Origin of the sequence: Enterobacter cloacae complex sp.6700776, assembly GCF_048284255.1 — a bacterium.
Taxonomy (GTDB): Bacteria; Pseudomonadota; Gammaproteobacteria; order Enterobacterales; family Enterobacteriaceae; genus Enterobacter; species Enterobacter intestinihominis.
This window is the reverse complement of sequence record NZ_JBLVYK010000006.1, coordinates 13,026-39,714: the sequence shown is the minus strand read 5'-3', so window position 1 is coordinate 39,714 and position 26,689 is coordinate 13,026. Positions and strand designations below refer to the sequence as shown.

The 26,689-nt window shown below is 57.7% G+C and carries 24 protein-coding genes; 20 read left to right on the top strand and 4 right to left on the bottom strand.

The annotated features are described in order from the left end of the window. Window positions 1-68: 68 nt before the first annotated feature. A complete protein-coding gene (gene opgB, locus ACNQ0T_RS11365) occupies window positions 69-2,360 on the top strand; it encodes a phosphatidylglycerol--membrane-oligosaccharide glycerophosphotransferase (protein WP_417930052.1) in 2,292 nt (763 codons plus the stop codon). After that, window positions 2,360-2,869: a GNAT family N-acetyltransferase gene (locus ACNQ0T_RS11360; RefSeq protein ID WP_023305400.1), complete on the top strand. Its 510-nt coding sequence runs from the start codon at window positions 2,360-2,362 to the stop codon at window positions 2,867-2,869. The genes opgB and ACNQ0T_RS11360 overlap by 1 nt, the downstream gene beginning before the upstream one ends. Window positions 2,870-3,187: 318 nt before the next feature. On the opposite strand, the gene tsr is transcribed toward ACNQ0T_RS11360, so the two are convergent. Both tsr and hpaR read right to left on the bottom strand, forming a co-directional pair. Beyond that, entirely contained in the window at window positions 3,188-4,852 is a 1,665-nt protein-coding gene (tsr, locus tag ACNQ0T_RS11355; RefSeq protein ID WP_023305399.1) for a methyl-accepting chemotaxis protein, read from the bottom strand. Between the two features lie 83 nt (window positions 4,853-4,935). Further along, window positions 4,936-5,376 carry a homoprotocatechuate degradation operon regulator HpaR gene (gene hpaR / locus ACNQ0T_RS11350; protein ID WP_006810239.1) on the bottom strand — a complete coding sequence of 147 codons (441 nt, stop codon included), beginning with the start codon at window positions 5,374-5,376 and terminating at the stop codon, window positions 4,936-4,938. Window positions 5,377-5,644: 268 nt separating this feature from the next. On the opposite strand from hpaR, the gene hpaG reads away from it, so the two are divergent. From hpaG to yjiA, 14 genes are all read left to right on the top strand, one after another. Further along, complete coding sequence (hpaG, locus tag ACNQ0T_RS11345; protein ID WP_063854308.1) at window positions 5,645-6,922, top strand: 4-hydroxyphenylacetate degradation bifunctional isomerase/decarboxylase; 1,278 nt, start codon at window positions 5,645-5,647, stop codon at window positions 6,920-6,922. Next, window positions 6,919-8,385, top strand: coding sequence for a 5-carboxymethyl-2-hydroxymuconate semialdehyde dehydrogenase (hpaE, locus tag ACNQ0T_RS11340; RefSeq protein WP_022646959.1), 1,467 nt, complete (start codon window positions 6,919-6,921; stop codon window positions 8,383-8,385). The genes hpaG and hpaE overlap by 4 nt, the downstream gene beginning before the upstream one ends. A gap of 2 nt (window positions 8,386-8,387) precedes the next feature. Then, on the top strand, window positions 8,388-9,239 hold the full coding sequence (hpaD, locus tag ACNQ0T_RS11335; protein ID WP_417930050.1) for a 3,4-dihydroxyphenylacetate 2,3-dioxygenase: 852 nt from the start codon (window positions 8,388-8,390) through the stop codon (window positions 9,237-9,239). Window positions 9,240-9,248: 9 nt separating this feature from the next. Beyond that, the gene (locus ACNQ0T_RS11330) at window positions 9,249-9,629 is read left to right on the top strand and encodes a 5-carboxymethyl-2-hydroxymuconate Delta-isomerase (RefSeq protein ID WP_045309044.1); all 381 of its coding nucleotides are present in this window, start codon (window positions 9,249-9,251) and stop codon (window positions 9,627-9,629) included. Window positions 9,630-9,729: 100 nt separating this feature from the next. After that, a complete protein-coding gene (gene hpaH, locus ACNQ0T_RS11325; RefSeq protein WP_417930048.1) occupies window positions 9,730-10,533 on the top strand; it encodes a 2-oxo-hept-4-ene-1,7-dioate hydratase in 804 nt (267 codons plus the stop codon). Between the two features lie 10 nt (window positions 10,534-10,543). After that, entirely contained in the window at window positions 10,544-11,341 is a 798-nt protein-coding gene (hpaI, locus tag ACNQ0T_RS11320; RefSeq protein WP_045621223.1) for a 4-hydroxy-2-oxoheptanedioate aldolase, read from the top strand. Between the two features lie 21 nt (window positions 11,342-11,362). Then, window positions 11,363-12,709 (top strand): 4-hydroxyphenylacetate permease, encoded by a 1,347-nt coding sequence (gene hpaX / locus ACNQ0T_RS11315; RefSeq protein WP_032625355.1) that lies wholly within the window; start codon window positions 11,363-11,365, stop codon window positions 12,707-12,709. Next, window positions 12,681-13,571, top strand: coding sequence for a 4-hydroxyphenylacetate catabolism regulatory protein HpaA (hpaA, locus tag ACNQ0T_RS11310; protein WP_022646953.1), 891 nt, complete (start codon window positions 12,681-12,683; stop codon window positions 13,569-13,571). Before hpaX ends, hpaA begins: the two co-directional genes overlap by 29 nt. 195 nt (window positions 13,572-13,766) lie before the next feature. Beyond that, on the top strand, window positions 13,767-15,329 hold the full coding sequence (gene hpaB / locus ACNQ0T_RS11305) for a 4-hydroxyphenylacetate 3-monooxygenase, oxygenase component (RefSeq protein WP_417930046.1): 1,563 nt from the start codon (window positions 13,767-13,769) through the stop codon (window positions 15,327-15,329). Window positions 15,330-15,346: 17 nt separating this feature from the next. Continuing rightward, window positions 15,347-15,856, top strand: a complete 510-nt coding sequence (locus ACNQ0T_RS11300) for a 4-hydroxyphenylacetate 3-monooxygenase reductase subunit (RefSeq protein WP_003856606.1) — start codon at window positions 15,347-15,349, stop codon at window positions 15,854-15,856. A 120-nt stretch (window positions 15,857-15,976) separates the two neighbouring features. Next, window positions 15,977-16,234: an HTH domain-containing protein gene (locus ACNQ0T_RS11295; RefSeq protein WP_023305395.1), complete on the top strand. Its 258-nt coding sequence runs from the start codon at window positions 15,977-15,979 to the stop codon at window positions 16,232-16,234. Between the two features lie 219 nt (window positions 16,235-16,453). Further along, window positions 16,454-18,607, top strand: coding sequence for a carbon starvation CstA family protein (locus ACNQ0T_RS11290; RefSeq protein ID WP_022646950.1), 2,154 nt, complete (start codon window positions 16,454-16,456; stop codon window positions 18,605-18,607). Window positions 18,608-18,703: 96 nt separating this feature from the next. Then, window positions 18,704-18,907, top strand: coding sequence for a YbdD/YjiX family protein (locus ACNQ0T_RS11285; RefSeq protein WP_003856610.1), 204 nt, complete (start codon window positions 18,704-18,706; stop codon window positions 18,905-18,907). 10 nt (window positions 18,908-18,917) lie between these two features. Beyond that, the gene (gene yjiA, locus ACNQ0T_RS11280; protein ID WP_417930044.1) at window positions 18,918-19,871 is read left to right on the top strand and encodes a GTPase; all 954 of its coding nucleotides are present in this window, start codon (window positions 18,918-18,920) and stop codon (window positions 19,869-19,871) included. A gap of 60 nt (window positions 19,872-19,931) precedes the next feature. Here yjiA and ACNQ0T_RS11275 read toward each other — a convergent pair whose 3' ends face one another. Beyond that, the gene (locus ACNQ0T_RS11275) at window positions 19,932-21,290 is read right to left on the bottom strand and encodes an esterase-like activity of phytase family protein (protein WP_417930042.1); all 1,359 of its coding nucleotides are present in this window, start codon (window positions 21,288-21,290) and stop codon (window positions 19,932-19,934) included. A gap of 409 nt (window positions 21,291-21,699) precedes the next feature. On the opposite strand from ACNQ0T_RS11275, the gene ACNQ0T_RS11270 reads away from it, so the two are divergent. Further along, entirely contained in the window at window positions 21,700-22,245 is a 546-nt protein-coding gene (locus tag ACNQ0T_RS11270) for a YfaZ family outer membrane protein (RefSeq protein WP_023299248.1), read from the top strand. Between the two features lie 178 nt (window positions 22,246-22,423). On the opposite strand, the gene ACNQ0T_RS11265 is transcribed toward ACNQ0T_RS11270, so the two are convergent. After that, window positions 22,424-23,794, bottom strand: a complete 1,371-nt coding sequence (locus tag ACNQ0T_RS11265; RefSeq protein ID WP_317578771.1) for an NAD-dependent succinate-semialdehyde dehydrogenase — start codon at window positions 23,792-23,794, stop codon at window positions 22,424-22,426. A 150-nt stretch (window positions 23,795-23,944) separates the two neighbouring features. On the opposite strand from ACNQ0T_RS11265, the gene ACNQ0T_RS11260 reads away from it, so the two are divergent. The 3 genes from ACNQ0T_RS11260 (at window position 23,945) to ACNQ0T_RS11250 (ending at window position 26,667) form a co-directional block, all read left to right on the top strand. Then, window positions 23,945-24,688: a helix-turn-helix domain-containing protein gene (locus ACNQ0T_RS11260; RefSeq protein WP_417930040.1), complete on the top strand. Its 744-nt coding sequence runs from the start codon at window positions 23,945-23,947 to the stop codon at window positions 24,686-24,688. A 48-nt stretch (window positions 24,689-24,736) separates the two neighbouring features. Then, entirely contained in the window at window positions 24,737-25,384 is a 648-nt protein-coding gene (locus tag ACNQ0T_RS11255) for a LysE family translocator (protein ID WP_045621212.1), read from the top strand. A gap of 101 nt (window positions 25,385-25,485) precedes the next feature. After that, window positions 25,486-26,667, top strand: a complete 1,182-nt coding sequence (locus ACNQ0T_RS11250) for a restriction endonuclease (protein WP_045621211.1) — start codon at window positions 25,486-25,488, stop codon at window positions 26,665-26,667. The last annotated feature ends 22 nt before the right edge of the window (window positions 26,668-26,689 follow it).

The following is a 26,689-nucleotide window of genomic DNA, read 5'->3' as shown; positions in this document are numbered from 1 at the left end:
ATTACATTGTATTACCCAAAAAATAAGCAATTAGCCGGCTAAGCGTCCGGCATGATGAGGATCTGCTGTTGTCAGAGTTAATGTCCCTTGTCCTTTTCCTGGCTTCCATCGGCGTTTATGCCTGGAAAGCCGGTCGTCACACCTGGTGGTTTGTGGCCACCCTGGTGGTGCTCGGTATTTTTATTGTTTTAAACATTACGTTATATGCCAGCGATTACTTTACCGGCGACGGTATTAACGACGCGGTGCTCTACACATTGACCAACAGTCTGACCGGCGCAGGTGTGGGTAAGTACATCCTTCCGGGTCTGGGGCTGGTGGTCGCCCTGGTGGGCATCTTCGCCGCGCTGGCCTGGGTTCTGCGCCGTCGCCGTCACCGTCCGCATCATCATGGCTACAGCCTGCTGGCGCTGTGCCTGGCGCTGGCCTCCGTGGATGCCAGCCCGGCATTCCATCAAATTACCGAGCTGGTAAAATCCCAGTCGCGCGATGGCGATCCGGACTTTGCGGCCTATTACAAAGAACCCTCGAAGAAAATCGATAACCCTAAACTCAACCTGGTCTATATCTACGGCGAAAGTCTGGAACGCACCTGGTTTGACAACGATGCTTTCCCGAACCTGACGCCAGAGCTTGGCGCGCTGAAAAACCAGGGCCTCGACTTCAGCCACACCATGCAGTTGCCTGGCACGGATTACACCATCGCCGGGATGGTGGCTTCCCAGTGCGGCATTCCCCTGTTCGCCCCGTTTGAAGGCAACGCCTCCGCCTCGATGTCGAGCTTCTTCCCGCAGAACATTTGCCTCGGCGATATCCTGAAAAACTCGGGCTATGAAAACTACTTTATGCAGGGCGCTAACCTGCGCTTTGCCGGGAAAGATGTGTTCCTGAAATCCCACGGTTTCGATCACTTATATGGTTCCGAAGAGCTGAAAACCACGGTCGCCGATCCGGCCTACCGCAACGACTGGGGCTTTTACGACGATACCGTTCTGGATGAAACCTGGAAGAAATTCGAGGAGCTTTCCCGCGCCGGTAAACGCTTCTCGCTGTTTGCGTTGACCGTCGACACGCATCATCCGGATGGTTTCGTCTCACGCACCTGTAAACGTCAGGGCTACGACATTGACGGTAAAAACAACAAGTCGTTCAGCGCTGTGACCTGTAGCCAGGAACATATCGCGGCGTTAATCGAGAAAATCAAAGCGTCGCCGTATTTCAAAAATACGGTCATCGTCGTTTCATCTGACCATCTGGCGATGAAAAACAGCGCCTGGGATGAGCTGAATAAGCTGGATCGCAGCAACCTGTTCTTTGTGCTGCGCGGCGATAAACCGCAGCAGGAGATCATTGCCGCTAAACGTAACTCGATGGATAACGGCGCTACCGTGCTGGATATTCTGGGTGGCGATAACTTCATTGGCCTGGGCCGCAGTACGTTGTCGGGCCAGTCCCTGTCGGAAATCTTCCTCAACATGAAGGAAAAAATCCTCGCCTGGAAGCCGGATATCATTCGCCTGTGGAACTTCCCGAAAGAGATAAACGACTTCACCATCGATCAGGATAAAAAAATGATCGCGTTCTCCGGCAGCCATTTCCGCCTGCCTCTGCTGCTGCGCGTGTCGGATAACCGCGTCGAGCCGCTGCCGGAAAGCGAATACTCCGCGCCACTGCGCTTCCAGCTGGCGGAATTCGCCCCGCGCGATAATTTCGTCTGGGTCGATAAATGCTACAAAATGGGCCAGCTCTGGTCACAAGAGCTGTCACTGTCCACCGACTGGTGCGTCTCACAGGGGCAACTCGGTGGCGAGCAGACCGTGCAACACGTTGATAAACCACAGTGGCAGGGGAAAACCGCGTTTAAAGATACGGTCATTGATACCGCACGCTATCAGCGCAACGTTGACCTGCTGAAAATCGTCGACAACGACATTCGTTATAAAGCTGACAGCTTTATTTTTAACGTTGCCGGCGCGCCTGAAGAGGTGAAGCAGTTCAGCGGTATTTCACGTCCCGAATCGTGGGGGCGCTGGTCTAACGCGCAGTTAGGTGATGAGGTGAAAATTGAGTATACCCATCCGCTGCCGGAGAAATTCGATCTGGTGATCACCGCCAGGGCATTTGGTCCCAACGCAAACCGTCCTGTGCCGGTGCGCGTCGGCGATAAAGAACAGATGCTGACGCTGAGCAATGATGTCACCACCAGCACGCTGCATTTCGTTAACCCCACGCGCAGCAATACGCTGGTCATTGTGCCGCCCGAGCCGCAGTCCACTAACGAAGGGAATATTCTCGGTCACGCTCCGCGCAAGCTGGGGATCGGCATGGTGGAGATTAAAATTGTGAGCAGCGCTGGCTGATGACGGCGTTCACCCTCCGCCCGACGCGCATCGACGACGTCGCTGCCCTGCCCGCCATTGAACGCGCGGCGGGGCAGCGATTTCGCGACGTTCCTGAGCTGGCCTGGCTGGCAGACAGCGAGGTTATTTCCGTTGAAGATCACCTCGGTTACGCCGGACGCGGATTAAGCTGGCTGGCGCTGGCTGACGACAGGCCCGTGGGCTTTATTCTCGCCGAAGCCCAGCCATCTTCGCTGTTTATTGTGGAACTTTCGGTTCATCTGGACTGGCAGGGACGAGGTCTCGGACGCCGGTTGATTAACCGTGTCGCAGAGCATGCCCGCACGCTGGGGCTAACCTCGCTGACGTTAACGACGTTTCGTGATGTCCCGTGGAACGCGCCCTACTACAGGCGATTAGGGTTTGAAATGATGACGACGCTGACGCCGGAAATGCGCCAGAAACGTGAAGAAGAGACGGCGCACGGTTTAGCGTATGGTTCCCGCTGCGCCATGCGCCTGCCTCTGTAAAATCGCCCGGTGGCGCTGCGCTTACCGGGCCTACAAAACCCAATTCCGCAGGCCGGGTAAAGCGAAGCCACCCGGCAAATTGCACAATACGTAGGCCGGGTAAGGCGCAGCCGCCACCCGGCAAAACGCACATCCCGTAGGCCGGGTAAGGCGCAGCCGCCACCCGGCGAAACGCACATCCCGTAGGCCGGGTAAGGCGCAGCCGCCACCCGGCAAAACGCACATCCGTAGGCCGGGTAAGGCGCAGCCGCCACCCGGCAAAACGCACATCCCGTAGGCCGGGTAAGGCGTAGCCGCCACCCGGCGAAACGCACAACGTCAGAACGTTTCCCAGTTATCGCCCGCATCTGCGGTCGCCGGTTTACGCGCCACTACCGGTGCGGCAACGCTTTTCGCGGAGGCGAACTCGCGCGCCTTCATCTGTTCCTGCTGAATACGGAACACCGCAACGGCCTGCGTCAGACGGCTCGCCTGCTCTTCCAGTGCCGCCGCGGCCGCCGCAGACTCTTCCACCAGCGAGGCGTTCTGCTGGGTCACGCGATCCATCTCAGCCACCGCCAGCCCCACCTGGTCGATACCGCGGCTCTGCTCATCAGACGCAGACGCGATTTCGCCCATGATGTCCGTCACGCGCGTTACCGCATTCACGATCTCACCCATGGTTTCACCGGCGCTTTCTACCAGCGTTGAACCCAACTCCACGCGCCCCACGGAGTCTTCAATCAGGCTCTTGATCTCGCGAGCCGCCTGGGCGCTGCGCTGCGCCAGGTTTCGTACTTCACCTGCAACCACCGCAAAGCCGCGGCCCTGCTCGCCCGCACGTGCCGCTTCTACCGCCGCGTTCAGCGCCAGAATATTAGTCTGGAAAGCAATCCCGTCGATCACGCTGATAATATCGGCGATTTTCTGCGAACTGCCGGCGATGTCGCGCATGGTCTGCACCACGTTATCCACCACTTTCCCGCCTTTCTGCGCGGTTTCGGATGCGCTCAGGGCCAGGTTGCTCGCCTGACGGGCATTCTCGGCGTTCTGCTTCACTGTGGCGGTCAGCTGTTCCATGCTGGCGGCGGTCTCTTCCAGAGAGGCAGCCTGCTGCTCGGTACGGGATGAGAGATCGTTATTGCCCATCGAGATTTCGCTCGCACCGCTGTAAATGGCGTTTGCGCCGTTACGCACGTCACCCACGGTACGCACCAGCTCGCCCTGCATATGGCGCAGGGAGTCAGCCAGTTCACCCATCTCGTTGGAGCCTTCCACGTCGATGCGCTTCACCAGGTCGCCGCTGGCGATATGACGAATGCTGTCAATCAGACGGTTCAGCGGCGAAATCAGTGCCTGACGAATACCCAGCCAGACGGCAACAATCACCACCAGCACCGCAGCCAGCACGCTAATCAGCACCCAGATAGCCTGGCGGTAAGAGCTGTTGCTGTCTTCAACCGCGGTCTGATAGAGCGCGTCGTTTTGTTGCAGGTAGCTGACGTACTGCTTCTCAAAGCCATCCTGATAGCTCTGGGTCGGCTGGTCGAAGAACTCGTTGATCTTGCCCGCCCCCAGCAGCTGGATCAGCTCGGCCAACGCGCCGTGGTAGATATCGTAATTACGTTTGATTTCCAGTGCCGCAGCGTCGCTCTGACGCGGGTCACGCGGAAGTGCTTCGTAATCCGCCCAGTTTTTTTCCGCCTGTTTCAGAGACGCAGAGGCAATCTGCATCAGCTCGGCGACGGTTGAGCCGCTGCCGATATTGTTCTGATCCATCATGTAGCGGATACCCGCGCGGTTCAGGGTGTTACGGGTTTGCAGCAGCGCCACCCAGCTACCGTTCAGGGTGGATTGTTGCTGGCGAATGGTTTGCAGAATGGTGAAATTCTCTTTGTCATGCTTCAGGGCATTGAAGAAAAGACCACCGGATGTGAGTTGTAAAAGGCCAAATATCGCTAAAACCAGCAGTAAGCTGGTGACAATCTTGATACGATTTAACATGTTTTCTCTTTCCTCAGACAGATACAGAATTTTCGGCCTGGAAAGGGAAAACTTTACGAAAATCATCCTGGATTTTAGGGTTTTTACTCTTCGTCCCGCGCGGCAATATGTCGGTTTCCGAGTTCAATAAACTCTTCCAGCAGCGCCGTGAGCTGCTTCATCTTCTCCGGGGTATATTCCGCCTCAATCTGCTGGTACGCCTCTTCCACCTGAGCCTGAGCACGCTGGTACAGCGCGTTGCCTTCTTTCGTCAGCGATACGTACAGCTTGCGCTGGTCATTCACCGGCTTTAAGCGCAGCACCAGACCGTCGCGCTCCATCCGCGTCAGAATGCCGGTCAGGCTTGGGCGCAAAATGCAGGTGCGGAACGCCAGATCATGAAAATCCATGGAGGGATGCTCGGCCAGCACGCGGACGATACGCCACTGCTGCTCGGTCAGATTATGCCGTTTCACTATCGGGCGGAAGTAGCCCATCGCCGCTTCACGCGCCTGCAACAGCGCGATGGTTAATGAATCATGCATCACCTTCCCCTTACATCATTAACAAGTAAACAATTTAAAACAGATGCTTTTATAGACAATACGTTGTAACCCAAAAAGTCTAACAGAAACAACGTCATTTTTTTAATGCATTGATTTTAATGATAATTAACCCATTGGTGTAAATTTATTGTTATTCATATCACAAATTATTCACTTCTGATTGCGAAACGAACAGCAAAAGCATAAAACCAGATCATTAACATATTAATGAAATCAAAACTGGACAGTCGGTTTGAGGAGTATGGGAATGAAAGGTACTGTTTTTGCCGTAGCGCTAAACCACCAAAGCCAGCGTGCGGCCTGGGCTGAGGCGTTTGAAAAAGCCCCCTATAACGCGCCGCCAAAAACGGCGGTGTGGTTTATCAAGCCACATAACACCGTTATTCGCGCAGGCGAGCCGATTCCCTTCCCGCAGGGAGAAACCGTGTTAAGCGGCGCAACGGTGGCGCTGGTGGTGGGCAAAACCGCCAGCAAAGTACGCGTTGAAGAGGCGGCGGCGTACATCGCTGGCTACGCGCTGGCCAACGAAATCAGCCTGCCGGAAGAGAGCTTCTACCGCCCGGCTATTAAAGCCAAATGCCGGGATGGATTTTGCCCGCTCGGCGAACCTGTCGCCGTTGATAACGTGGACAACCTGACCATCATCACCGAGATCAACGGTCGCGAAGCGGACCACTGGAACACGGCCGATCTGCACCGCAACGCCGCCGAACTGCTGAGCGCCCTGAGCGAATTTGCCACCCTGAACCCCGGCGATGCGATATTGCTCGGTACCCCGCAAAGCCGCGTCGAAATTCGCCCGGGCGATCGGGTACGCATTCTGGCAGAGGGATTTCCGCCGCTGGAAAACCCGGTGGTGGAGGAACGCGACGTTACCATCGCTTCGCGCACGCCGCCGCACGCCACGCTGTTCGCCCTCGGCCTGAACTACGCCGATCACGCCAGCGAGCTGGACTTCAAACCGCCCACCGAGCCGCTGGTGTTTATCAAAGCGCCGAACACCTTTAACGGCGACAACCAGACCTCGGTGCGCCCAAACAACATTGAATACATGCATTACGAAGCCGAGCTGGTGGTGGTCATCGGTAAAACCGCGCGTAAGGTCAGCGAAGCCGAGGCGATGGACTATGTTGCGGGCTACACGGTGTGCAACGACTACGCCATCCGCGATTATCTCGAAAACTACTATCGCCCGAACCTGCGGGTGAAAAGCCGCGACGGGCTGACCCCCATCAGCCCGAACGTAGTGCCAAAAGAAGCCATCCCTGACCCGCACAACCTTCGTCTTCGCACCTACGTCAACGGTGAACTGCGTCAGGAAGGCACCACCGCCGATCTCATTTTCAGCATCCCATTCCTGATTGCGTATCTGAGCGATTTCATGACCCTGCAACCGGGCGACATGATTGCCACCGGCACGCCGAAGGGGCTGTCCGACGTGGTGCCGGGCGATGAGGTGGTAGTGGAAGTGGAAGGCGTAGGCCGCCTGGTAAACCGAATTGTCAGTGAGGAGACTGCAAAATGAAAAAGATTAACCACTGGATCAACGGGAAAAACGTCGCCGGAAGTGAGTACTTCCAAACCACTAACCCGGCCTCCGGCGAGGTGCTGGCAGAAGTGGCCTCCGGCGGCGAAGCCGAAATCCATCAGGCCGTTGCCGCCGCCAAAGAGGCGTTCCCGAAATGGGCCAACCTGCCGATGAAGGAGCGTGCGCGCCTGATGCGTCGCCTGGGGGATCTGATTGACCAGAACGTGCCGGACATTGCCGCGATGGAGACCGCCGACACCGGCCTGCCGATCCACCAGACCAAAAACGTGCTCATTCCACGCGCCTCGCACAACTTTGAGTTCTTCGCCGAGGTGTGCCAGCAGATGAACGGCAAAACCTACCCGGTCGATGACAAGATGCTCAACTACACCCTCGTGCAGCCGGTAGGCGTTTGTGCGCTGGTGTCGCCGTGGAACGTGCCGTTTATGACCGCCACCTGGAAGGTCGCGCCGTGCCTGGCGCTGGGTAACACCGCGGTGCTGAAGATGTCCGAGCTCTCCCCGCTGACCGCCGACCGTCTGGGCGAGCTGGCGCTGGAGGCGGGCATTCCGGCGGGCGTGCTGAACGTAGTGCAGGGCTATGGCGCCACGGCGGGCGACGCGCTGGTGCGTCATCATGACGTGCGCGCCGTCTCCTTCACCGGCGGCACCGCCACCGGGCGTAACATCATGAAAAACGCCGGGCTGAAGAAGTATTCCATGGAGCTGGGCGGCAAATCTCCGGTGCTGATTTTTGAAGACGCGGACATTGAGCGCGCGCTGGACGCCGCCCTGTTCACCATCTTCTCCATCAACGGCGAACGCTGCACCGCCGGCTCGCGCATCTTCATCCAGCAGAGCATCTACCCGGAGTTCGTCAAACGCTTTGCCGAGCGCGCCAGCCGCCTGCGCGTGGGCGACCCGACCGATCCGAACACCCAGATTGGCGCGCTGATCAGCAAGCAGCACTGGGAGAAGGTCTCCGGCTACATCCGCCTCGGCATTGAAGAGGGGGCAACCCTGCTGGCGGGCGGCCCGGACAAACCGACCGATCTGCCTGCACACCTGAAAGGCGGCAATTTCCTGCGCCCGACGGTGCTGGCGGATGTCGATAACCGCATGCGCGTGGCGCAGGAAGAGATCTTCGGGCCGGTGGCCTGCCTGCTGCCGTTTAAGGACGAAGCGGAAGGCCTGCGCCTGGCAAACGACGTGGAGTATGGCCTGGCGTCGTACATCTGGACGCAGGACGTCAGCAAAGTGCTGCGTCTGGCGCGCAACATCGAAGCGGGCATGGTGTTCGTCAACACCCAGAACGTGCGCGACCTGCGCCAGCCGTTTGGCGGCGTGAAGGCCTCCGGCACCGGGCGTGAGGGCGGCGAGTACAGCTTCGAGGTCTTCGCGGAGATGAAAAACGTCTGTATCTCCATGGGCGACCATCCGATTCCAAAATGGGGGATCTGATCATGGGAAAATTAGCGTTAGCGGCAAAAATCACCCACGTGCCGTCAATGTATCTCTCTGAACTGCCGGGCAAAAACCACGGCTGCCGCCAGTCAGCCATCGACGGGCATAAAGAGATCAGCAAGCGCTGCCGCGAGCTGGGCGTCGACACCATTATCGTCTTCGACACCCACTGGCTGGTGAACAGCGCGTATCACATCAACTGTGCGAACCATTTTTCAGGCGTCTACACCAGCAACGAGCTGCCGCATTTTATTCGCGACATGACCTACGACTACGACGGCAACCCGGAACTCGGCCAGCTGATCGCCGACGAAGCGGTGAAGCTTGGCGTGCGCGCCAAGGCGCACAACATCCCGAGCCTCAAGCTGGAGTACGGCACGCTGGTGCCGATGCGCTACATGAACGCAGATAAGCACTTCAAAGTGGTCTCCATCTCGGCGTTCTGCACGGTACACGACTTCGCCGACAGCCGCAGGCTGGGCGAGGCCATCGTCAGCGCCATCGAAAAATACGACGGCACCGTGGCGGTGCTCGCCAGCGGCTCGCTGTCGCACCGCTTTATCGACGACCAGCGCGCGGAGGAAGGGATGAACAGCTACACCCGCGAGTTTGACCGCCAGATGGATGAGCGGGTAGTGAAGCTGTGGCGCGAGGGGCAGTTCAAAGAGTTTTGCAGCATGCTGCCGGAGTACGCCGACTACTGCTACGGCGAAGGCAACATGCACGACACGGTGATGCTGCTGGGGATGCTCGGCTGGGACAACTACGACGGTAAGGTGGAGTTTCTCACCGAGCTGTTCGCCAGCTCCGGCACCGGCCAGGTCAACGCCGTTTTCCCGCTGCCCGCGTAAGGAGCCACCATGCCGCACTTTATTGCTGAATGTACCGACAACATCCGCGAGCAGGCCGACCTGCCGGGGCTGTTTGCCAAAGTGAACGAGGCGCTCGCCGCCACGGGTATTTTCCCGCTCGGCGGTATCCGCAGCCGCGCCCACTGGCTGGACACCTGGCAGATGGCCGACGGCAAGCACGATTACGCCTTTGTGCATATGACGCTCAAAATCGGCGCCGGGCGCAGTCTGGAGAGCCGGGAAGAGGTCGGTGAAATGCTGTTTGCGCTGATCAAAACGCATTTTGCAGAGCTAATGGCGGGCCGTTATCTGGCGCTCTCTTTCGCCATGGAAGAACTCGATCCGACGCTGAACTACAAACAAAACAACGTGCACGCGTTGTTTAAGTAGACATCTTTTTCGCCCGGTGGCGCTTCGCTTACCGGGCCTACAACGGCTCGAACGTAGGCCGGGATCGCTACGCGCCACCCGGCAACAACAGGATATCGCCATGCTCGACAAACACACCCATACCCTGATCGCCCACCGCCTGCATCAGGCGGAACAATCCCGGGAGCAGATCCGCGCGATCTCGCTTGAGTATCCGGAGATCACCATTGAAGACGCCTACGCCGTCCAGCGCGAATGGGTGAGCCTGAAAATTGCCGAAGGCCGCGTGCTGAAAGGCCACAAGATCGGCCTCACCTCCAAAGCGATGCAGGCCAGCTCGCAGATCAGCGAGCCAGACTACGGCGCGCTGCTGGACGATATGTTCTTCCACGACGGCAGCGACATTCCCGTGGATCGCTTTATCGTCCCGCGCATCGAAGTGGAGCTGGCCTTTGTGCTGGCAAAACCGCTGCGCGGCCCGAACTGCACGATCTTCGACGTTTACAACGCCACGGATTACGTCATCCCTGCCCTGGAGCTGATCGACGCCCGCTGCCACAACGTTGACCCGGAAACCCAGCGCCCGCGCAAGGTATTCGACACTATCTCCGATAACGCCGCCAACGCGGGCGTGATCCTCGGCGGCCGCCCGATTAAACCCGACGAGCTGGATCTGCGCTGGATCTCCGCCCTGCTCTACCGCAACGGCGTGATCGAAGAGACCGGCGTGGCCGCAGGCGTCCTTAATCATCCGGCGAACGGCGTGGCGTGGCTGGCGAACAAACTCGCGCCATACGACGTGCAGCTTGAGCCAGGCCAGATCATCCTCGGCGGCTCGTTTACCCGCCCGGTTGCCGCCAGCAGAGGCAACACCTTCCACGTCGACTACGGCAACATGGGCTCCATCAGCTGCCGCTTTGTGTAAGGAGATGATCATGCAAAACGCATTCAAAGCGGCGCTGAAAGCGGGCCGACCGCAAATCGGGTTATGGCTGGGGCTAACCAGCAGCTACAGCGCTGAGCTACTGGCCGGGGCCGGTTTTGACTGGCTGCTGATCGACGGGGAGCACGCGCCGAACAGCGTGCAGACCGTTCTCACTCAGCTACAGGCCATCGCCCCTTATCCCAGCCAGCCGGTGGTGCGCCCGTCGTGGAACGATCCGGTGCAGATCAAGCAACTGCTGGACGTGGGGGTGCAAACCCTGCTGGTGCCGATGGTGCAAAACGCCGACGAAGCGCGGCTGGCGGTCAGTGCCACCCGCTATCCGCCCGCGGGCATTCGCGGCGTCGGCAGCGCGCTGGCGCGGGCGTCGCGCTGGAACCGTATCCCGGACTATCTGCATCAGGCTAACGACGCCATGTGCGTGCTGGTGCAAATCGAAACCCTAAGAGCGTTAAAAAACCTGCCGCAGATCCTGGACGTGGACGGCGTCGACGGCGTGTTTATCGGCCCGGCGGATCTGAGCGCCGACATGGGCTTTGCCGGTAATCCGCAGCACCCGGAGGTGCAGGCCGCCATTGAGCAGGCGATCGCGCAGATACGCGCTGCCGGTAAAGCCCCCGGCATCCTGATGGCCAACGAGGCGCTGGCAAAACGCTATCTCGACCTCGGCGCGCTGTTTGTCGCCGTCGGCGTCGACACCACCCTGCTCGCCCGCGGCGCGGAAGCGCTGGCGGCACGTTTTATCGAACAACCGGTTACGTCAGTTAATAACAATAAATCCGTCTACTAAACGTAAGATCTGGAGCGCAGCATGACGACCTCTACCCTGCAAGATAAGAAAGCTATAGAACATCGCGTTATCAACAAGCTGTTCCGTCGTTTGATCGTGTTTCTCTTTATCCTGTTTGTCTTTTCGTTTCTCGATCGCATCAACATCGGCTTTGCCGGGCTAACGATGGGCAAAGATCTGGGCCTCACGTCGACCATGTTTGGCCTGGCCGCGACCTTGTTTTACGTCACCTACGTGCTGTGCGGGATCCCCAGCAACATCATGCTGGCGAAAATCGGCGCGCGGCGCTGGATCGCCGGGATCATGGTGGTGTGGGGCATCGCCTCTACCTGCACCATGTTCGCCACCAGCCCCGAAACGCTCTACGTCCTGCGCATGCTGGTGGGCATTGCCGAAGCCGGTTTCCTGCCGGGGATCCTGGTCTATCTCACCTGGTGGTTCCCGGCGTATCACCGCGCCCGCGCCAACGCGTTGTTTATGATCGCCATGCCGGTGACCATGATGCTCGGCTCGATCCTCTCCGGGTACATTCTGGCGATGGACGGGCTGTGGAACCTGAAGGGCTGGCAGTGGCTGTTCCTGTTGGAGGGGCTGCCGTCGGTGGTGCTCGGCGTGGTGACCTGGTTCTACCTTAACGACACCCCGGATCAGGCCACCTGGCTGGATGATGATGAAAAGCAGGCACTCAAAACGATGATCGCCCGCGAGCAGGAACTGGCCATTGCGCACGTCGCCACGCCGCGATCGACGCTGCGCGAGGTGCTGACGCCCGCCGTACTGCTCTACACGCTGGCCTACTTCTGCCTGACGAATACGCTGAGCGCGATCAACATCTGGACGCCGCAGATCCTGCAAAGCTTCAACACCGGCAGCAGCAATATCGTGATTGGCCTGCTGGCGGCGATCCCGCAGTTTTGCACCATCCTCGGGATGATCTGGTGGAGCCGCCGCTCCGACAGGCTGAAAGAGCGAAAAAAGCACACCATCCTGCCGTATCTGTTTGCCGCGGCGGGATGGATGCTGGCCTCGGCGACCGATCACAGCCTGATCCAGCTGCTTGGCATCATCATGGCCTCAACCGGATCGTTTACCGCCATGGCGATATTCTGGACCACGCCGGATCAGGTTATTAGCCTGCAATCCCGCGCGGTGGCGCTGGCGGTGATCAACGCCATCGGCAACGTCGGGTCTGCCGTCAGCCCATTGCTGATTGGTATTCTGCGCGACGCGACCGGCAGCTTCAGCTCGGGGCTGTGGTTTGTGGCGGGTCTGCTGGTGGTGGGCGCGCTGGTGCTGACGCGCATTCCGATGACGCAGCGGGTTCAAAAGAGGAACGATCATGTGCCAGAGCCCTATCGCCAACATTGATATCAGCAAGGAGTACGACGAAAGTCTGGGCACCGACGATGTGCACTACCAGTCGTTCGCCCGCATGGCGGCCTTTTTTGGCCGCGACATGCAGGCGCACCGCCACGACCAGTATTTTCAGATGCATTTTCTCGACACCGGGCAGATTGAGCTGCAGCTCGACGACCACCGCTACTCGGTGCAGGCGCCGCTGTTCGTTCTGACGCCGCCGTCGGTGCCGCACGCGTTTATCACTGAATCCGACAGCGACGGCCACGTGCTGACGGTGCGCGAGGATCTTATCTGGCCGTTGTTAGAAGTGCTCTACCCCGGCACGCGGGAGGCGTTCGGCCTGCCGGGGATCTGCCTGTCGCTTGCCGACAGGCCTGACGAGCTGGCGGCGCTGAAGCATTACTGGCAGCTCATTGCCCGGGAATCCACGGAACAGCTGCCGGGCCGTGAGCATACGCTGGTCCTGCTGGCGCAGGCCGTATTTACCCTGCTGCTGCGCAACGCGAAGCTCGACGACCACGCTTCAGGCGGCATGCGCGGCGAGCTGAAGCTGTTTCAGCGCTTTAACCAGCTGACAGATGCTCATTACCACGAGCACTGGACGGTGCCGGAATACGCCAGCGAACTGCATCTTACCGAATCCCGCCTGACCGATATCTGCCGCCGCTTTGCCAACCGCTCGCCGAAACGGCTGATCTTCGACCGCCAGCTGCGGGAAGCCAGGCGCTTGCTGCTGTTTTCCGACAGCACAGTGAGCGAAATTGCCTGGCAACTGGGGTTTAAAGATCCGGCCTATTTCGCCCGTTTTTTCAACCGACTGACGGGGTGCTCACCCAGCGCATACCGGGCGCAGAAAGTACCGGTTTCCTGAACGCATCACGGTTCGTAGGGCGGGTAAGCGCAGCGCCACCCGCCGAAAAGCCGCACAGATCACAAAACAACATCCCACCCGAAAAGTACCTGCCGTTGTCCCAATCGTCCCTTCACGTTCCGCCCCTCTCACGCTTCAATTAAACAACAAAAACAAAACATAAATTTAACAACCATCTTCCGATACGAGGTCCCTATGAAGCCTGAAGATTTCCGCGCTGATGCCAAACGTCCGTTAACCGGTGAAGAGTATTTAAAAAGCCTGCAAGATGGCCGTGAGATTTATATCTACGGCGAGCGCGTTAAGGACGTCACTACCCACCCGGCATTTCGCAATGCGGCGGCGTCCATCGCCCAGATGTACGATGCCCTGCACAAGCCAGACATGCAGGATACCCTCTGCTGGGGCACCGACACCGGCAGCGGCGGCTACACCCATAAATTCTTCCGCGTGGCGAAAAGCGCCGACGATCTGCGCCAGCAGCGCGATGCCATCGCCGAGTGGTCGCGCCTGAGCTACGGCTGGATGGGCCGCACACCAGACTACAAAGCCGCGTTCGGCTGCGCGCTGGGGGCTAACCCTGCCTTCTACGGTCAGTTCGAGCAGAACGCCCGCAACTGGTACACCCGTATTCAGGAAACCGGCCTGTACTTTAACCACGCCATCGTCAACCCGCCTATCGACCGCCATAAACCGGCGGACGAGGTGAAAGACGTTTACATCAAGCTGGAGAAAGAGACCGATGCCGGGATCATCGTCAGCGGCGCGAAAGTGGTGGCCACCAACTCTGCGCTGACCCACTACAACATGATTGGTTTTGGCTCTGCGCAGGTGATGGGCGAAAACCCGGACTTCGCGCTAATGTTCGTCGCGCCGATGGATGCCGAAGGGGTGAAGATGATCTCCCGCGCCTCTTACGAGATGGTGGCAGGGGCGACCGGCTCCCCGTACGACTACCCGCTCTCCAGCCGCTTTGACGAGAACGACGCCATTCTGGTGATGGATCATGTGCTGATCCCGTGGGAAAACGTGCTGATCTACCGCGATTTCGACCGCTGTCGTCGCTGGACGATGGAAGGTGGCTTCGCCCGCATGTACCCGCTTCAGGCCTGCGTGCGTCTGGCAGTGAAGCTCGACTTCATCACCGCTCTGCTGAAGAAATCGCTGGAGTGCACTGGCACCCTCGAGTTCCGCGGCGTGCAGGCGGATCTCGGCGAAGTGGTGGCGTGGCGCAACATGTTCTGGGCGCTGAGCGACTCCATGTGCTCCGAAGCCACGCCGTGGGTAAACGGCGCGTACTTGCCTGACCACGCGGCGTTACAGACCTACCGCGTGATGGCGCCAATGGCCTACGCGAAAATCAAGAACATCATCGAACGCAACGTGACCTCCGGGCTGATCTACCTGCCGTCCAGTGCGCGGGACCTGAACAACCCGCAGATCGACCAGTATCTGGCGAAGTATGTGCGCGGCTCCAACGGGATGGATCACATCGAACGCATCAAGATTCTGAAACTGATGTGGGATGCCATCGGTAGCGAGTTTGGCGGACGTCACGAGCTGTACGAAATCAACTACTCCGGTAGCCAGGATGAGATCCGCCTGCAATGCCTGCGTCAGGCGCAAAGCTCCGGCAACATGGACAAGATGATGGCGATGGTTGACCGCTGCATGTCCGAGTACGACCAGCACGGCTGGACCGTACCGCACCTGCACAACAACACTGATATCAACATGCTGGATAAGCTGCTGAAATAACGCAGCGGGAGGTTTCAATGCAATCTGAAGAACGCCTGCGTTTTCGCGACGCGATGGCCAGCCTGTCGGCGGCGGTGAATGTGGTCACCACCGAGGGCGATGCGGGCCGCTGCGGCATTACCGCCACCGCCGTCTGTTCGGTCACGGATACCCCGCCCTCGGTCATGGTCTGCATCAACGCCAACAGCGCCATGAACCCGGTCTTCCAGGGCAACGGCAAACTGTGCGTCAACGTGCTGAACCACGAGCAGGAGATCATGGCCCGCCACTTTGCCGGGATGACCGGCATGGCCATGGAGGAGCGCTTTGCTCTCTCCTGCTGGCAGAAAGGACCGCTGGCGCAGCCGGTGCTGAAAGGCGCCCTGGCAAGCCTGGAAGGTGAGATAACCCAGGTGCAAACCATCGGTACCCATCTGGTCTACCTTGTGGAGATTAAGAACATCATCCTAAGCAGCGAGGGGCACGGCCTGATCTACTTCAAACGCCGTTTCCACCCGGTGATGATGGAGATGGAAGCCGCGGTTTGATCCCGTTGCACAAAAAAACGCTAAGGTTTCCGCAAAGGTGCGCCGTTAACTATCCATAAGATAAATTTTCCGGGGCGGCTGGCGACGTCGTCAGCCGCCCCCTTAACGCTGGAAAGTCTTATGGCCTCTTCACCCCGAAGCCGCTCGGCTGAACGTCTGGTTGACATCATTATTGCTCTGCACCGCAACGGAAGCGTTAATCGCCGCGATCTGATGCAAAAATTTGGCATTACCGAACGTACGGTGTACCGCGATCTACAGGCCCTTTCCCCGATTATCGAACACGACGGCAAAGGACGCTATCAGCTGCTGCCCGCATATCAGCCCTGCCGCTGCACGCAATGCCCTGATGCGAACGACGAAACCCCGCAGGGCTAGATTATTCTCAGTGATCTCAATCACATATTTTCTCCCGCCGGGGGTGAGCATTAACCACTCACCCTCGCTTTTGACCGCTCACGCATCGCTTTCAACCACTCACCCATTTACCGTGCTTTACACGCGCGAGGATCTGGCACGATCGCTCCAGCATTAATCAATACCTCCTCACAACGAACCCTGACCCTTTTTTCTTTACATAAAAAACCAGGTCTTACTATGGATACTAAAAAACTACTTAAGCACGTGCCCTGGGCCATCCTCGGGATCATCGGCGCTTTCTGTCTGGCGGTTGTCGCATTACGCCGGGGCGAGCACGTCAGCGCCCTGTGGATCGTGGTCGCGTCGGTTTCCGTCTATCTTGTGGCTTATCGCTACTACAGCTTGTACATCGCGCAGAAGGTCATGAAGCTCGACCCGACGCGCGCCACCCCGGCGGTCATTAACAATGACGGCCTGAACTATGTGCCAACCAACCGTTACGTGCTGTTTGGTCACCACTTCGCCGCCATTGCAGGCGCGGGTCCGCTGGTCGGTCCGGTGCTGGCTGCGCAGATGGGCTACCTGCCGGGTACGCTCTGGCTGCTCGCGGGCGTGGTGCTGGCGGGAGCGGTGCAGGACTTTATGGTGCTGTTTATCTCCTCGCGCCGTAATGGTTCGTCGCTGGGCGAGATGATCAAAGAGGAGATGGGCCGCGTGCCGGGCACGATCGCCCTCTTCGGCTGCTTCCTGATCATGATCATCATCCTGGCTGTGCTGGCCCTGATCGTGGTGAAAGCGCTGGCCGAAAGTCCGTGGGGCGTCTTCACCGTCTGCTCTACCGTGCCGATTGCGCTGTTCATGGGCATCTACATGCGCTTCCTGCGCCCTGGCCGCGTTGGCGAGGTGTCGGTCATCGGTATCGTGCTGCTAGTCGCCTCCATCTACTTCGGCGGCGTGATTGCCCACGACCCGTACTGGGGCCCGGCGCTGACCTTTAAAGACACCACCATCACCTTCGCGCTGATCGGTTACGCGTTCATCTCAGCGCTGCTGCCGGTGTGGCTGATTCTGGCTCCGCGTGACTACCTGGCGACCTTCCTGAAAATCGGCGTGATCGTCGGGCTGGCAATCGGGATTGTGATCATCAACCCGGAGCTGAAAATGCCGGCGGTGACGCAGTACATTGACGGTACCGGTCCGCTGTGGAAAGGCGCCCTGTTCCCGTTCCTGTTTATCACCATTGCCTGCGGTGCCGTGTCTGGCTTCCACGCGCTGATCGCCTCCGGCACCACGCCGAAGCTGATGGCCAACGAAACCGACGCGCGCTTCATCGGTTACGGCGCGATGCTGATGGAATCCTTCGTGGCGATCATGGCGCTGGTAGCGGCGTCGATTATCGAGCCTGGCCTGTACTTCGCGATGAACACCCCACCAGCGGGTCTCGGCATCACCATGCCAAACCTGCATGAGATGGGCGGCGAAAATACCGCGCTGATCATGGCGCAGCTGAAAGACGCCAGCGCACACGCGGCGGCGACCGTCAGCTCCTGGGGCTTCGTGATTTCGCCTGAGCAGATTATGCAGACCGCGAAAGACATCGGCGAACCATCCGTGCTGAACCGCGCAGGTGGCGCACCGACGCTGGCGGTGGGTATCGCACACGTGTTCCACAAAGTGCTGCCGTGGGCGGACATGGGCTTCTGGTACCACTTCGGTATTCTGTTTGAAGCGCTGTTCATCCTCACCGCGCTGGATGCCGGTACGCGTGCAGGCCGCTTCATGTTGCAGGATCTACTGGGTAACTTTGTGCCGTTCCTGAAGAAAACCGACTCTCTGGTAGCAGGTGTTCTGGGTACTGCGGGCTGCGTAGGCCTGTGGGGTTACCTGCTGTATCAGGGCGTTGTAGACCCGCTGGGCGGCGTGAAGAGCCTGTGGCCGCTGTTCGGCATCTCTAACCAGATGCTGGCGGCTGTGGCCCTGGTGCTGGGCACCGTTGTCCTGGTGAAGATGAAACGCACCAAATACATCTGGGTAACCGTGGTGCCTGCGCTGTGGCTGCTGCTCTGCACTACCTGGGCGCTGGGTCTGAAACTGTTCAGCACCAACCCGCAGCTGGAAGGCTTCTTCTTCATGGCTAACCAGTACAAAGAGAAGATTGCCGCAGGCGGCGCGGATCTGACCGCGCAGCAGATTGCCAACATGAACCATATCGTGGTGAACAACTACACCAACGCGGGTCTGAGCATTCTGTTCCTGGTGGTGGTGTACAGCATTATCTTCTACGGCATTAAAACCTGGATGAAAGTGCGTAATGCCGATGGCCGTACGGACAAAGAGACCCCGTACGTGCCGGTGCCGGAAGGCGGCGTGAAGACGTCTTCACACCATTAATAAAATGGCGGGTGGCGCTGCGCTGACCCGCCCTACAACGTTACTGTAGGCCCGGTAAGCGTAGCGCCACCGGGCTTTTTCTTATCAGGACACGTTATGTTTGGTAACTTAGGCGAAGCAAAAAAATACCTCGGTCAGGCGGCGAAAATGCTGATTGGCATTCCGGACTATGACAACTACGTTGAGCATATGAAGACCAACCATCCGGATAAGCCGTACATGACCTACACTGAATTCTTCCGCGAGCGTCAGGAAGCGCGCTACGGCGGAAGTGGAGAAGGCGGCGTCCGCTGCTGCTAAAGGAGAAACCATGACCCCGATTGCCGTTACCCTGCTGACCGGTTTTCTCGGCGCCGGTAAAACCACCCTGCTGCGCCACATCCTGAATGAACAGCACGGCTTCAAAATCGCCGTCATTGAAAACGAATTTGGCGAAGTCTCCGTTGACGATCAGCTGATTGGCGACCGCGCCACGCAGATCAAAACCCTGACCAACGGCTGCATCTGCTGCACCCGCTCCAGTGAATTAGAAGACGCCCTGCTGGACCTGCTCGACAGCCGCGATCGCGGTGACATCCACTTCGACCGTCTGGTGATCGAGTGCACCGGCATGGCCGACCCCGGCCCGATTATTCAGACCTTTTTCTCCCACGATATTCTGTGCCAGCGCTACCTGCTGGACGGCGTCATCGCCCTGGTCGACGCGGTCCATGCCGACGAGCAGATGAACCAGTTCACCATCGCCCAGTCTCAGATTGGCTACGCCGACCGCATTCTGCTGACCAAAACCGACGTGGCGGGTGAAAGCGAAAAACTGCGTGAGCGCCTGACGCGCATCAACTCGCGCGCACCCATTTATACCGTGACGCACGGCGATATCGACCTGTCTCAGCTGTTCAACACCAACGGCTTTATGCTGGAGGAGAACGTCACCGCGAAACCGCGCTTCCACTTTATGGCAGACAAGCAAAACGACGTAGCGTCGATTGTGGTGGAGCTGGACTACCCGGTGGACATCAGCGAGGTCTCGCGCGTGATGGAGAACCTGCTGCTGTCGTTTGCCGACAAGCTGCTGCGCTATAAAGGAATGCTGTGGATCGACGGCGAGCCGAACCGCCTGCTGTTCCAGGGCGTGCAGCGCCTGTACAGCGCCGACTGGGATCGTCCGTGGGGCGATGAACCGCCGCACAGCGTGATGGTGTTTATTGGAATACAGCTGCCGGAAGAGGAAATTCGGGCAGCGTTTGCGGGACTACCGAAATAACCGCCTTGCTTCCCCTCTCCCCTGTGGGGAGAGGGCCAGGGTGAGGGGTAAAGTCCAATATTATTTCAACGCCTCCGGCAGCGTCACAATCCACAGCTCGCTGTCGGAATCCGGCTTCTTCAGCGGCTTGACGCTGAGGGTAGTTTCAACCGCTTTGTCATCCAGCGTCAGCTTGCCTTCCGCGTTCACCCGATAATCCTTGAGCTTCTTGCCCTCGGCCGGGTTGTGCATCGCCACCTTCACGCCAAAGTCGTTATCGTTCGCCACCGCCAGCGTTTTGTCGTCAATCAGCGCCAGCCCTTCGGCCTTTTCCTGCTGCCAGCCCAGCGCACGCAGATCGACCACCTGCGTTTTTTCCGCAAGTGTAATGCCGCGCTGCGCCAGCGTTTTCTCATCGTCAAACTCCGGGTATTCGCCCGGCTTGTCGAAGGCGGCCAGATCGCTCGCCTTGCTCAGATCCACCCTGTAGATGAGGTTACGCATTGCGTCGTTTTTATCTTCGCCCTGTTCAATCAGCAGGATAGTGTAGTTATCCAGCGCCACGATATCGCCGATTTTGGCGTCGCTGTTTTTGCTGTAGGCCGCGCTGTCGACAGGGTAGCCGTACATCGCGGTTTTTCCGGTCGCCGGATCGAAGCTGACCAGTCGCGTAAACAGCGCCTGCTTTTTGCTTTTCCCGTCGATATCCAACGTACTCTGGACAGCGGCGATAATACGTCCGTCCGGCATGCGGGTCAGGCCTTCAAATCCCCGGTTTGCCTGGCGCCATTTGATAACATTTGGCAGACCGCCGGCGATGGATTTCTCCCCTTCCGCCGCCTGTGGGCCGTGGATCGCGAGGATTTTCCCTTTACTGTCAATATTAATCAGGAACGGGCCATACTCATCGCACAGCCAGTAGCCGCCCTTCCCGTCCGGCGTGATGCCTTCCGTATCCAGCCCGCGGTTATCGCCTTTCAGCACTTTTAAGGTGTCGCTTAGCGCGATTTCATTGGTGGAACCAATCACGCCACTTTGCAGCGGCAGACCGTTGATTTCGCCTTTATCGTCATGCAAAGGACGCGCGTCCACGGCCTCCGCTTTACCGTTTTGCACGCGGATCGTCATTAGCTGCGGGGCGAAATCCGGGGTAACAAAGATTTTAGCGTCATTTTTCCCCATTTTTGGCGAATCCGCGTTAGGACCGCGATCGGTCACGGTCATAAACGTCAAGGCGTCGCCCTGCTTGCCCATAAACAGCAGGCCAGAGCCAATCCCCACAGGCAGCCCGTTCGGAAACGCGCTGGCAAACGCACCGCTGTATTTGACATGCGCGCCTTCGGGAAAACTGACGACGTAACGCTCCGCGGTTGGCTGTGCCGCCAGGCCAGAGAAAGAGAGCGCACAACCAATTAGCACAGGAATGATTTTTCTTTTCATAGTGTTAGCACCCAGTAAGTGAAGCCAACAACGTAATGAAGAAACGTGTCAGAAAAATGACATGGTGAAAGCGGTTCGGCACGACGGGGCGTATAGCCACCTCCAGAAATGTAAACCTGTGTCTTTATCTGTGACAACTGAAACACTTTTGGAAATTATTAGAAACTCAATTAATTCATCCTGAACTAATTTTTCCGACCCGTTCAGCGTACGTTTAATGAGAATCCTGAACCCTTCCTAAACGCGAATGCATTACGTATTGACTCCTTGCCGGGTCAACATTCGAACAACATTTAAAATTCAAAAACCAAACAAAATCAGCATAAAAACGTGACAAACATCGCATTTGCAGAGATAAACAGCTCTTGTTAAGGTGCCCTCAGATTAATTTGATGACGAGGAAAAACTCATGAAAAAGCTCAACGTTCTCCTTCTTTCCGCTCTGACTGCCGTATCGGGCTCCGCACTGGCCATGGGCGGCAGCATTGAGCAGGGTAAAAACTTTACCAACCTGAATGTGGAAATGGGGAAATCAACCTCCGGTCTGTACACCGAAGGTAGCTGGCTGAAAAACACCGATGACGGCACCACAACCGGTGGCGTAGGTGCAGGCTACAACTTTGAAGTCGGCCCGGTGATGCTGAACGCAGGCGCTAAGGCCCTCTACGTTGGCCCGAAAAAAGGCGATAACGGCGTGGCGTTCCCGGTCGGCGGCGGTGTGAACGTTGCCCTGACCGACAGCATCAGGGTATTCGGTGAAGGCTACGTTGCGCCAGACGGCCTGAACAACAGCGTGAAAAACTACGTTGAAGCGAACGGTGGCGTAAGCTGGACGCCAGTGAAGCCGGTGACGCTGAAGGTGGGTTATCGTCACGTGAGCGTTGATGGTAAAGACGGTCGTCCTAACCACACGCTGATTGACGGCGCATATGTTGGCGGTGGCGTGTCCTTCTAAGCCTGTTTGCCCGTTTCGCCCGGCGGCGCTACGCTTGCACGGGCCTACAATGAAGGGTGCAATTTATGAATATTATTGCACCTTGTAGGCCGGGTAAGCGCAGCGCCACCCGGCAAAAAAGGCGATGAGACTGTTAATAAAAAAACCTGCCGGATGGCAGGTTTTTTTATGTCCGACATTACTTGCGAACGACCACCAGCTTCTGGTTCACAAACTCTTTGATCCCCAGGTCCGACAGCTCGCGTCCGTAACCCGAACGTTTTACGCCGCCGAACGGCAGTTCTGCCGCCGTATCGGTGAGCCAGTTGATGTACACCATCCCGGTCTCAATACGCGATGCCATCTTCTTCGCGCGCTCAATATCCTGGCTGAACACCGCTCCGCCCAGGCCGTAGTGGGAGTCGTTCGCCAGCGCGACCGCCTCGTCGTCGTTTTTCACCACGTAAATCTGCGCTACCGGGCCAAAGAACTCTTCGAAGTACGCCGGGTTGTCGCGTGAGATGTTGGTCAGGATGGTCGGCTCAAAGAAGCTCCCGTCTCGCTGCACAGGTTTGCCGCCATAGTGCAGCGTAGCGCCGTTTTTCACCGCCTCGTTAACCTGTTTGGTCAACGTGTCGAGCGCGTCTTTAGAGGACAGCGGCCCCAGCGTGGTGCTTTCGTCCAGCGGATCGCCAATCTTCACCTGCTTAAATGCCTCGGTGAATTTGCTCAGGAAGGCATCGGCAATCTTTTCATGCAGGATAAAGCGCTTCGCCGCGGTACAGACCTGCCCGGCGTTGTTGAGCCGCGCGTTAACGCCGATCTTCACCGTTTTATCCAGGTCCGCATCGTCGAGCACCACGAATACGTCGTTACCGCCAAGTTCCAGCGTGGATTTCTTAATGTGCTTCGCCGCCTGGGCCGCTACCACGCTGCCCGCTTTTTCTGAACCGGTTAGCGCCGCGCCCTGTACGCGATCGTCAGCGATTATGTTCGCCACCTGATCGGACGAGATAAACAGGTTGGTCCACGCCCCTTCCGGCGCGCCCGCCTCACGCACCAGATGGGCGAAGGTTTCCGCACAGTGCGGCACAATGCTGGCGTGTTTAGCGATGACAGGGTTACCCGCCGCCAGGTTTGGCGCCAGAACGCGCATCAGCTGATAGTACGGGAAGTTCCATGGTTCGACGGCCATCAGCACGCCGATGGGGTGATGTTCAACCCATGCTTCCCCGAGTTCAGAGTCATACTTCACCGGGGCCAGGAACTGCTTCGCGTTGTCCGCATAGTAGCGGGCGATTTGCGCGCACAGCTTCACCTCGCCGCGGCTCTGTTCGATGAGCTTACCCATCTCCTGGCTGGCGATTTTCGCCAGCTCCTCCACGCGTTCGTCGATCAGGTCCGCCAGCTTATGCAGTACCGGCAGGCGCTGGCTTATGTCGCCTTTCGCCCAGTCGGAGTGATAGAGCGCATCGGCTGCCTTCAGCGCCGCTTCAACATCTGCGTCAGTGTGGGAGGGATATTCTTTGATGAGCTGGTTAGTGGCAGGATTTACTGTCTGATAAGCCATATCGAATCTCCATGTTTTACCGCTTAGGGTATTAAGGGTAGTCAACATGACTGGCTATGGACGTAAAGTTGGGTATATCCGGAAGGTTCTGAGTAAAGCGATGCCATACCGTGGCTGGCGTGGTATAAAAAACTTTCAGAAGGAGTTGCTATGACCGATACCCGCCACATCCGTCAGACCTTTCACCGCGCCTCGGGCCTTGAACTACGCAGCACGTGGCAGAGCATGCAGGCGTACAAACGCCATTGCCACCCTCAGCTCTCCATCGGCGCAATTATGGAAGGCCAGACATGCTGCGTGTGTAATGGCAGAGAATACATCCTCCAGCCCGGGGACCTGATTGTGATCCCGGCTTATGTCCCACACAGCTGCAACCCTGTTGCCGGGCAGCCGCGCAGTTATCATATGCTTTATATCGATACGGACCTTCCCCTTGCGGTTCAGGTGATTCGCAACGCTACGCTGTTTATGTATTACCGGGAAGTTGTTGAGATGATGTCCCCTGCGTCCGTGGACAGGCTGCTTACTGCCCTTCCCCATTGCATGGATGAGGCAGAAAAACCTGGATCAACCAGCCAGCAGGTTCAGCAGGCATTTCTTTCCAGTCTTTCCAGCCCGCCTTCCCTCGACGCACTTGCGCAACGATTCTCGCTGCGAAAGGAGACGCTGATCCGTACCTTCAAGAAGGACACGGGCCTGACGCCTGGCAGCTTCCTCAATATCTTCCGCGTAGAGTACGCCAAAGCGCGGCTGCGTGCCGGGGATGATATCGCCGATGTCGGCTACCAGAGCGGGTTTGCCGACCAGAGCCATTTTCATAAGACCTTTGTGCGCTACACCGCCGCCACACCGCGCCAGTACGCTACGGGCCGATCAATATCAGACAATAAATAAGTTCTGTGTTTCCGTAATCTGGCCCCAGTTTTGCATTCTGAGGTCGCTATGGAACTGTTCTTCCCTTCCGCTTTTCTCGCCCTGGCGCTGGCGCATTTTGTTGCCCTGTTAAGCCCGGGCCCGGATTTTTTCCTGCTGATGGGCTACGCCGCCCGCTACCGACTGCGCGGCAGCGCCGGGTTGTGCTTCGGTATCGCCGCGGGTAACGGGCTGTATATCTTACTGGTGATTATCGGCTGGAGCGCACTGCGCCAGTTTGCCTGGCTGTTTACGCTGATAGAGCTTTGCGGGGCACTGTATCTGCTGTGGATCGGCTCGCATCTGGTGCGCAGCCAACCGCAGGCGCTGGCGCTTGCTGAAACCCGACAGCGGTGTCCTTCTCTGATGAAGCAGATCCTGCTGGGGCTGGGGTCGGCGCTGTTAAATCCGAAAAATGCGCTGTTCTACCTGGCGCTGATGACGGCGTTACTCGGGCCGGACGTCACGCTGCTCCAGCAAACAACGTGCGGCGTCTGGATGGTGACGGTGGTGCTGGTGTGGGATCTGGCACTGGTGTCGATGATGGGGCTATCGGCGGCGCAACAGAAGCTTAGCCGTTCGCTGTGGTGGATTGAGCGCACGGCGGGCGTGGTGCTGATGGGGTTTGGTGGGTGGGTGCTGTGGCGGCTGCTGGTAAATAGTGTGTTGCCCCTATAGAAAGCAACGCCTTTATTACCTTACAAAATAAGTGACTTAGCTATTAGTATTTCTTCCCTGACGTGGCAAGCTAACGCCACAGCAATCGTTAAGGGAACAACGTGAAAAATTACAAAGTCATTACGCCACTTTTTCCAACCTATGCGCAGGTTCAGGCAATGATGAAAGCCGTCTCCGGCTATTCAGTGAATTCGGTACGTAACATGATCAGTGCGATTCAGGAACAAACCGGCACGCCGCAAAACCCGGTCGACTGGTCCGAACCAGATATGTGGATCAACGAACGCCTGAAAGGCGAAGACGCTGAGATCGCGCTGCGAATATGGAATCAGGATAGCCACATCCTCAATCCGCGCCATAGCTACGGTAGCTATTTGTTTCTTAACTCTTCTGTCTTCGAGCTGATGGAAACGACGCCGAAAGATACCTGGGTCCCTACCCAGCGCGGGCAGCAATTCCTGAATAATGACGATGCCACGTTACGCGCGCTCGACGATAAAGAAGGGTTACTGCAACTCCTTGAACTGCTTGCAGGACGTGAAATGTCCCGTCGTGCTGACTTACTCCCGGAATGGCAGGCTTTTTTACACCAGCATTCAAAATTCGCTTCTACCAGTTCTATCAAAAGCACGCTCTACTCGCGCCTCTACAACCTGATCGATCGCGATATGGTCGCCCGTGAAGGGATGAGTTACTACATCACCGATAAAGGCCGGGCATGGCTAGCGAATGCGTTACCGGCCCGAAAAGCCGACCCACGAAAAGAACTTCTGGACGCGGTTAAGCGCTATAACCAGCAGCAAAAAGAGCAGCTTCGCGAACAAATCAGCACCATGAATCCCTATAAGTTTGAGCATTTGATTGGTCAACTTCTGGAGGCAATGGGTTATGAACAGGTGGAAGTGACCAAAGCGTCGGGCGATAAGGGCGTCGACGTTGTCGGCAGAGTACAGGTGGGCATTACCACCATCACGGAAGTGGTGCAGGTTAAGCGTATGCAGAGCAATATTACCCGCCCTGTTATCGATCAGTTACGTGGGGCGTTGCCTTATCACAGCGCGATTCGGGGCACGCTCATCACCACGGGTCGTTTTGCCGGGAACTGTGAAAAAGCGGCTCTGCATCCCGGTGCGGCTCCTATTACCCTGATAGATGGTGACCGACTGCTAGAACTGCTGATTGAGAATAATGTCGGCATCCGACGTAGCAACGCGGTCGAGCTGCTGGATGTGGATTTACAGCTTTTTGATGAGCTGGAAGAGGGATTAAAAGGCGAAATTTAACGTCTTAATCGCTACAATAGAC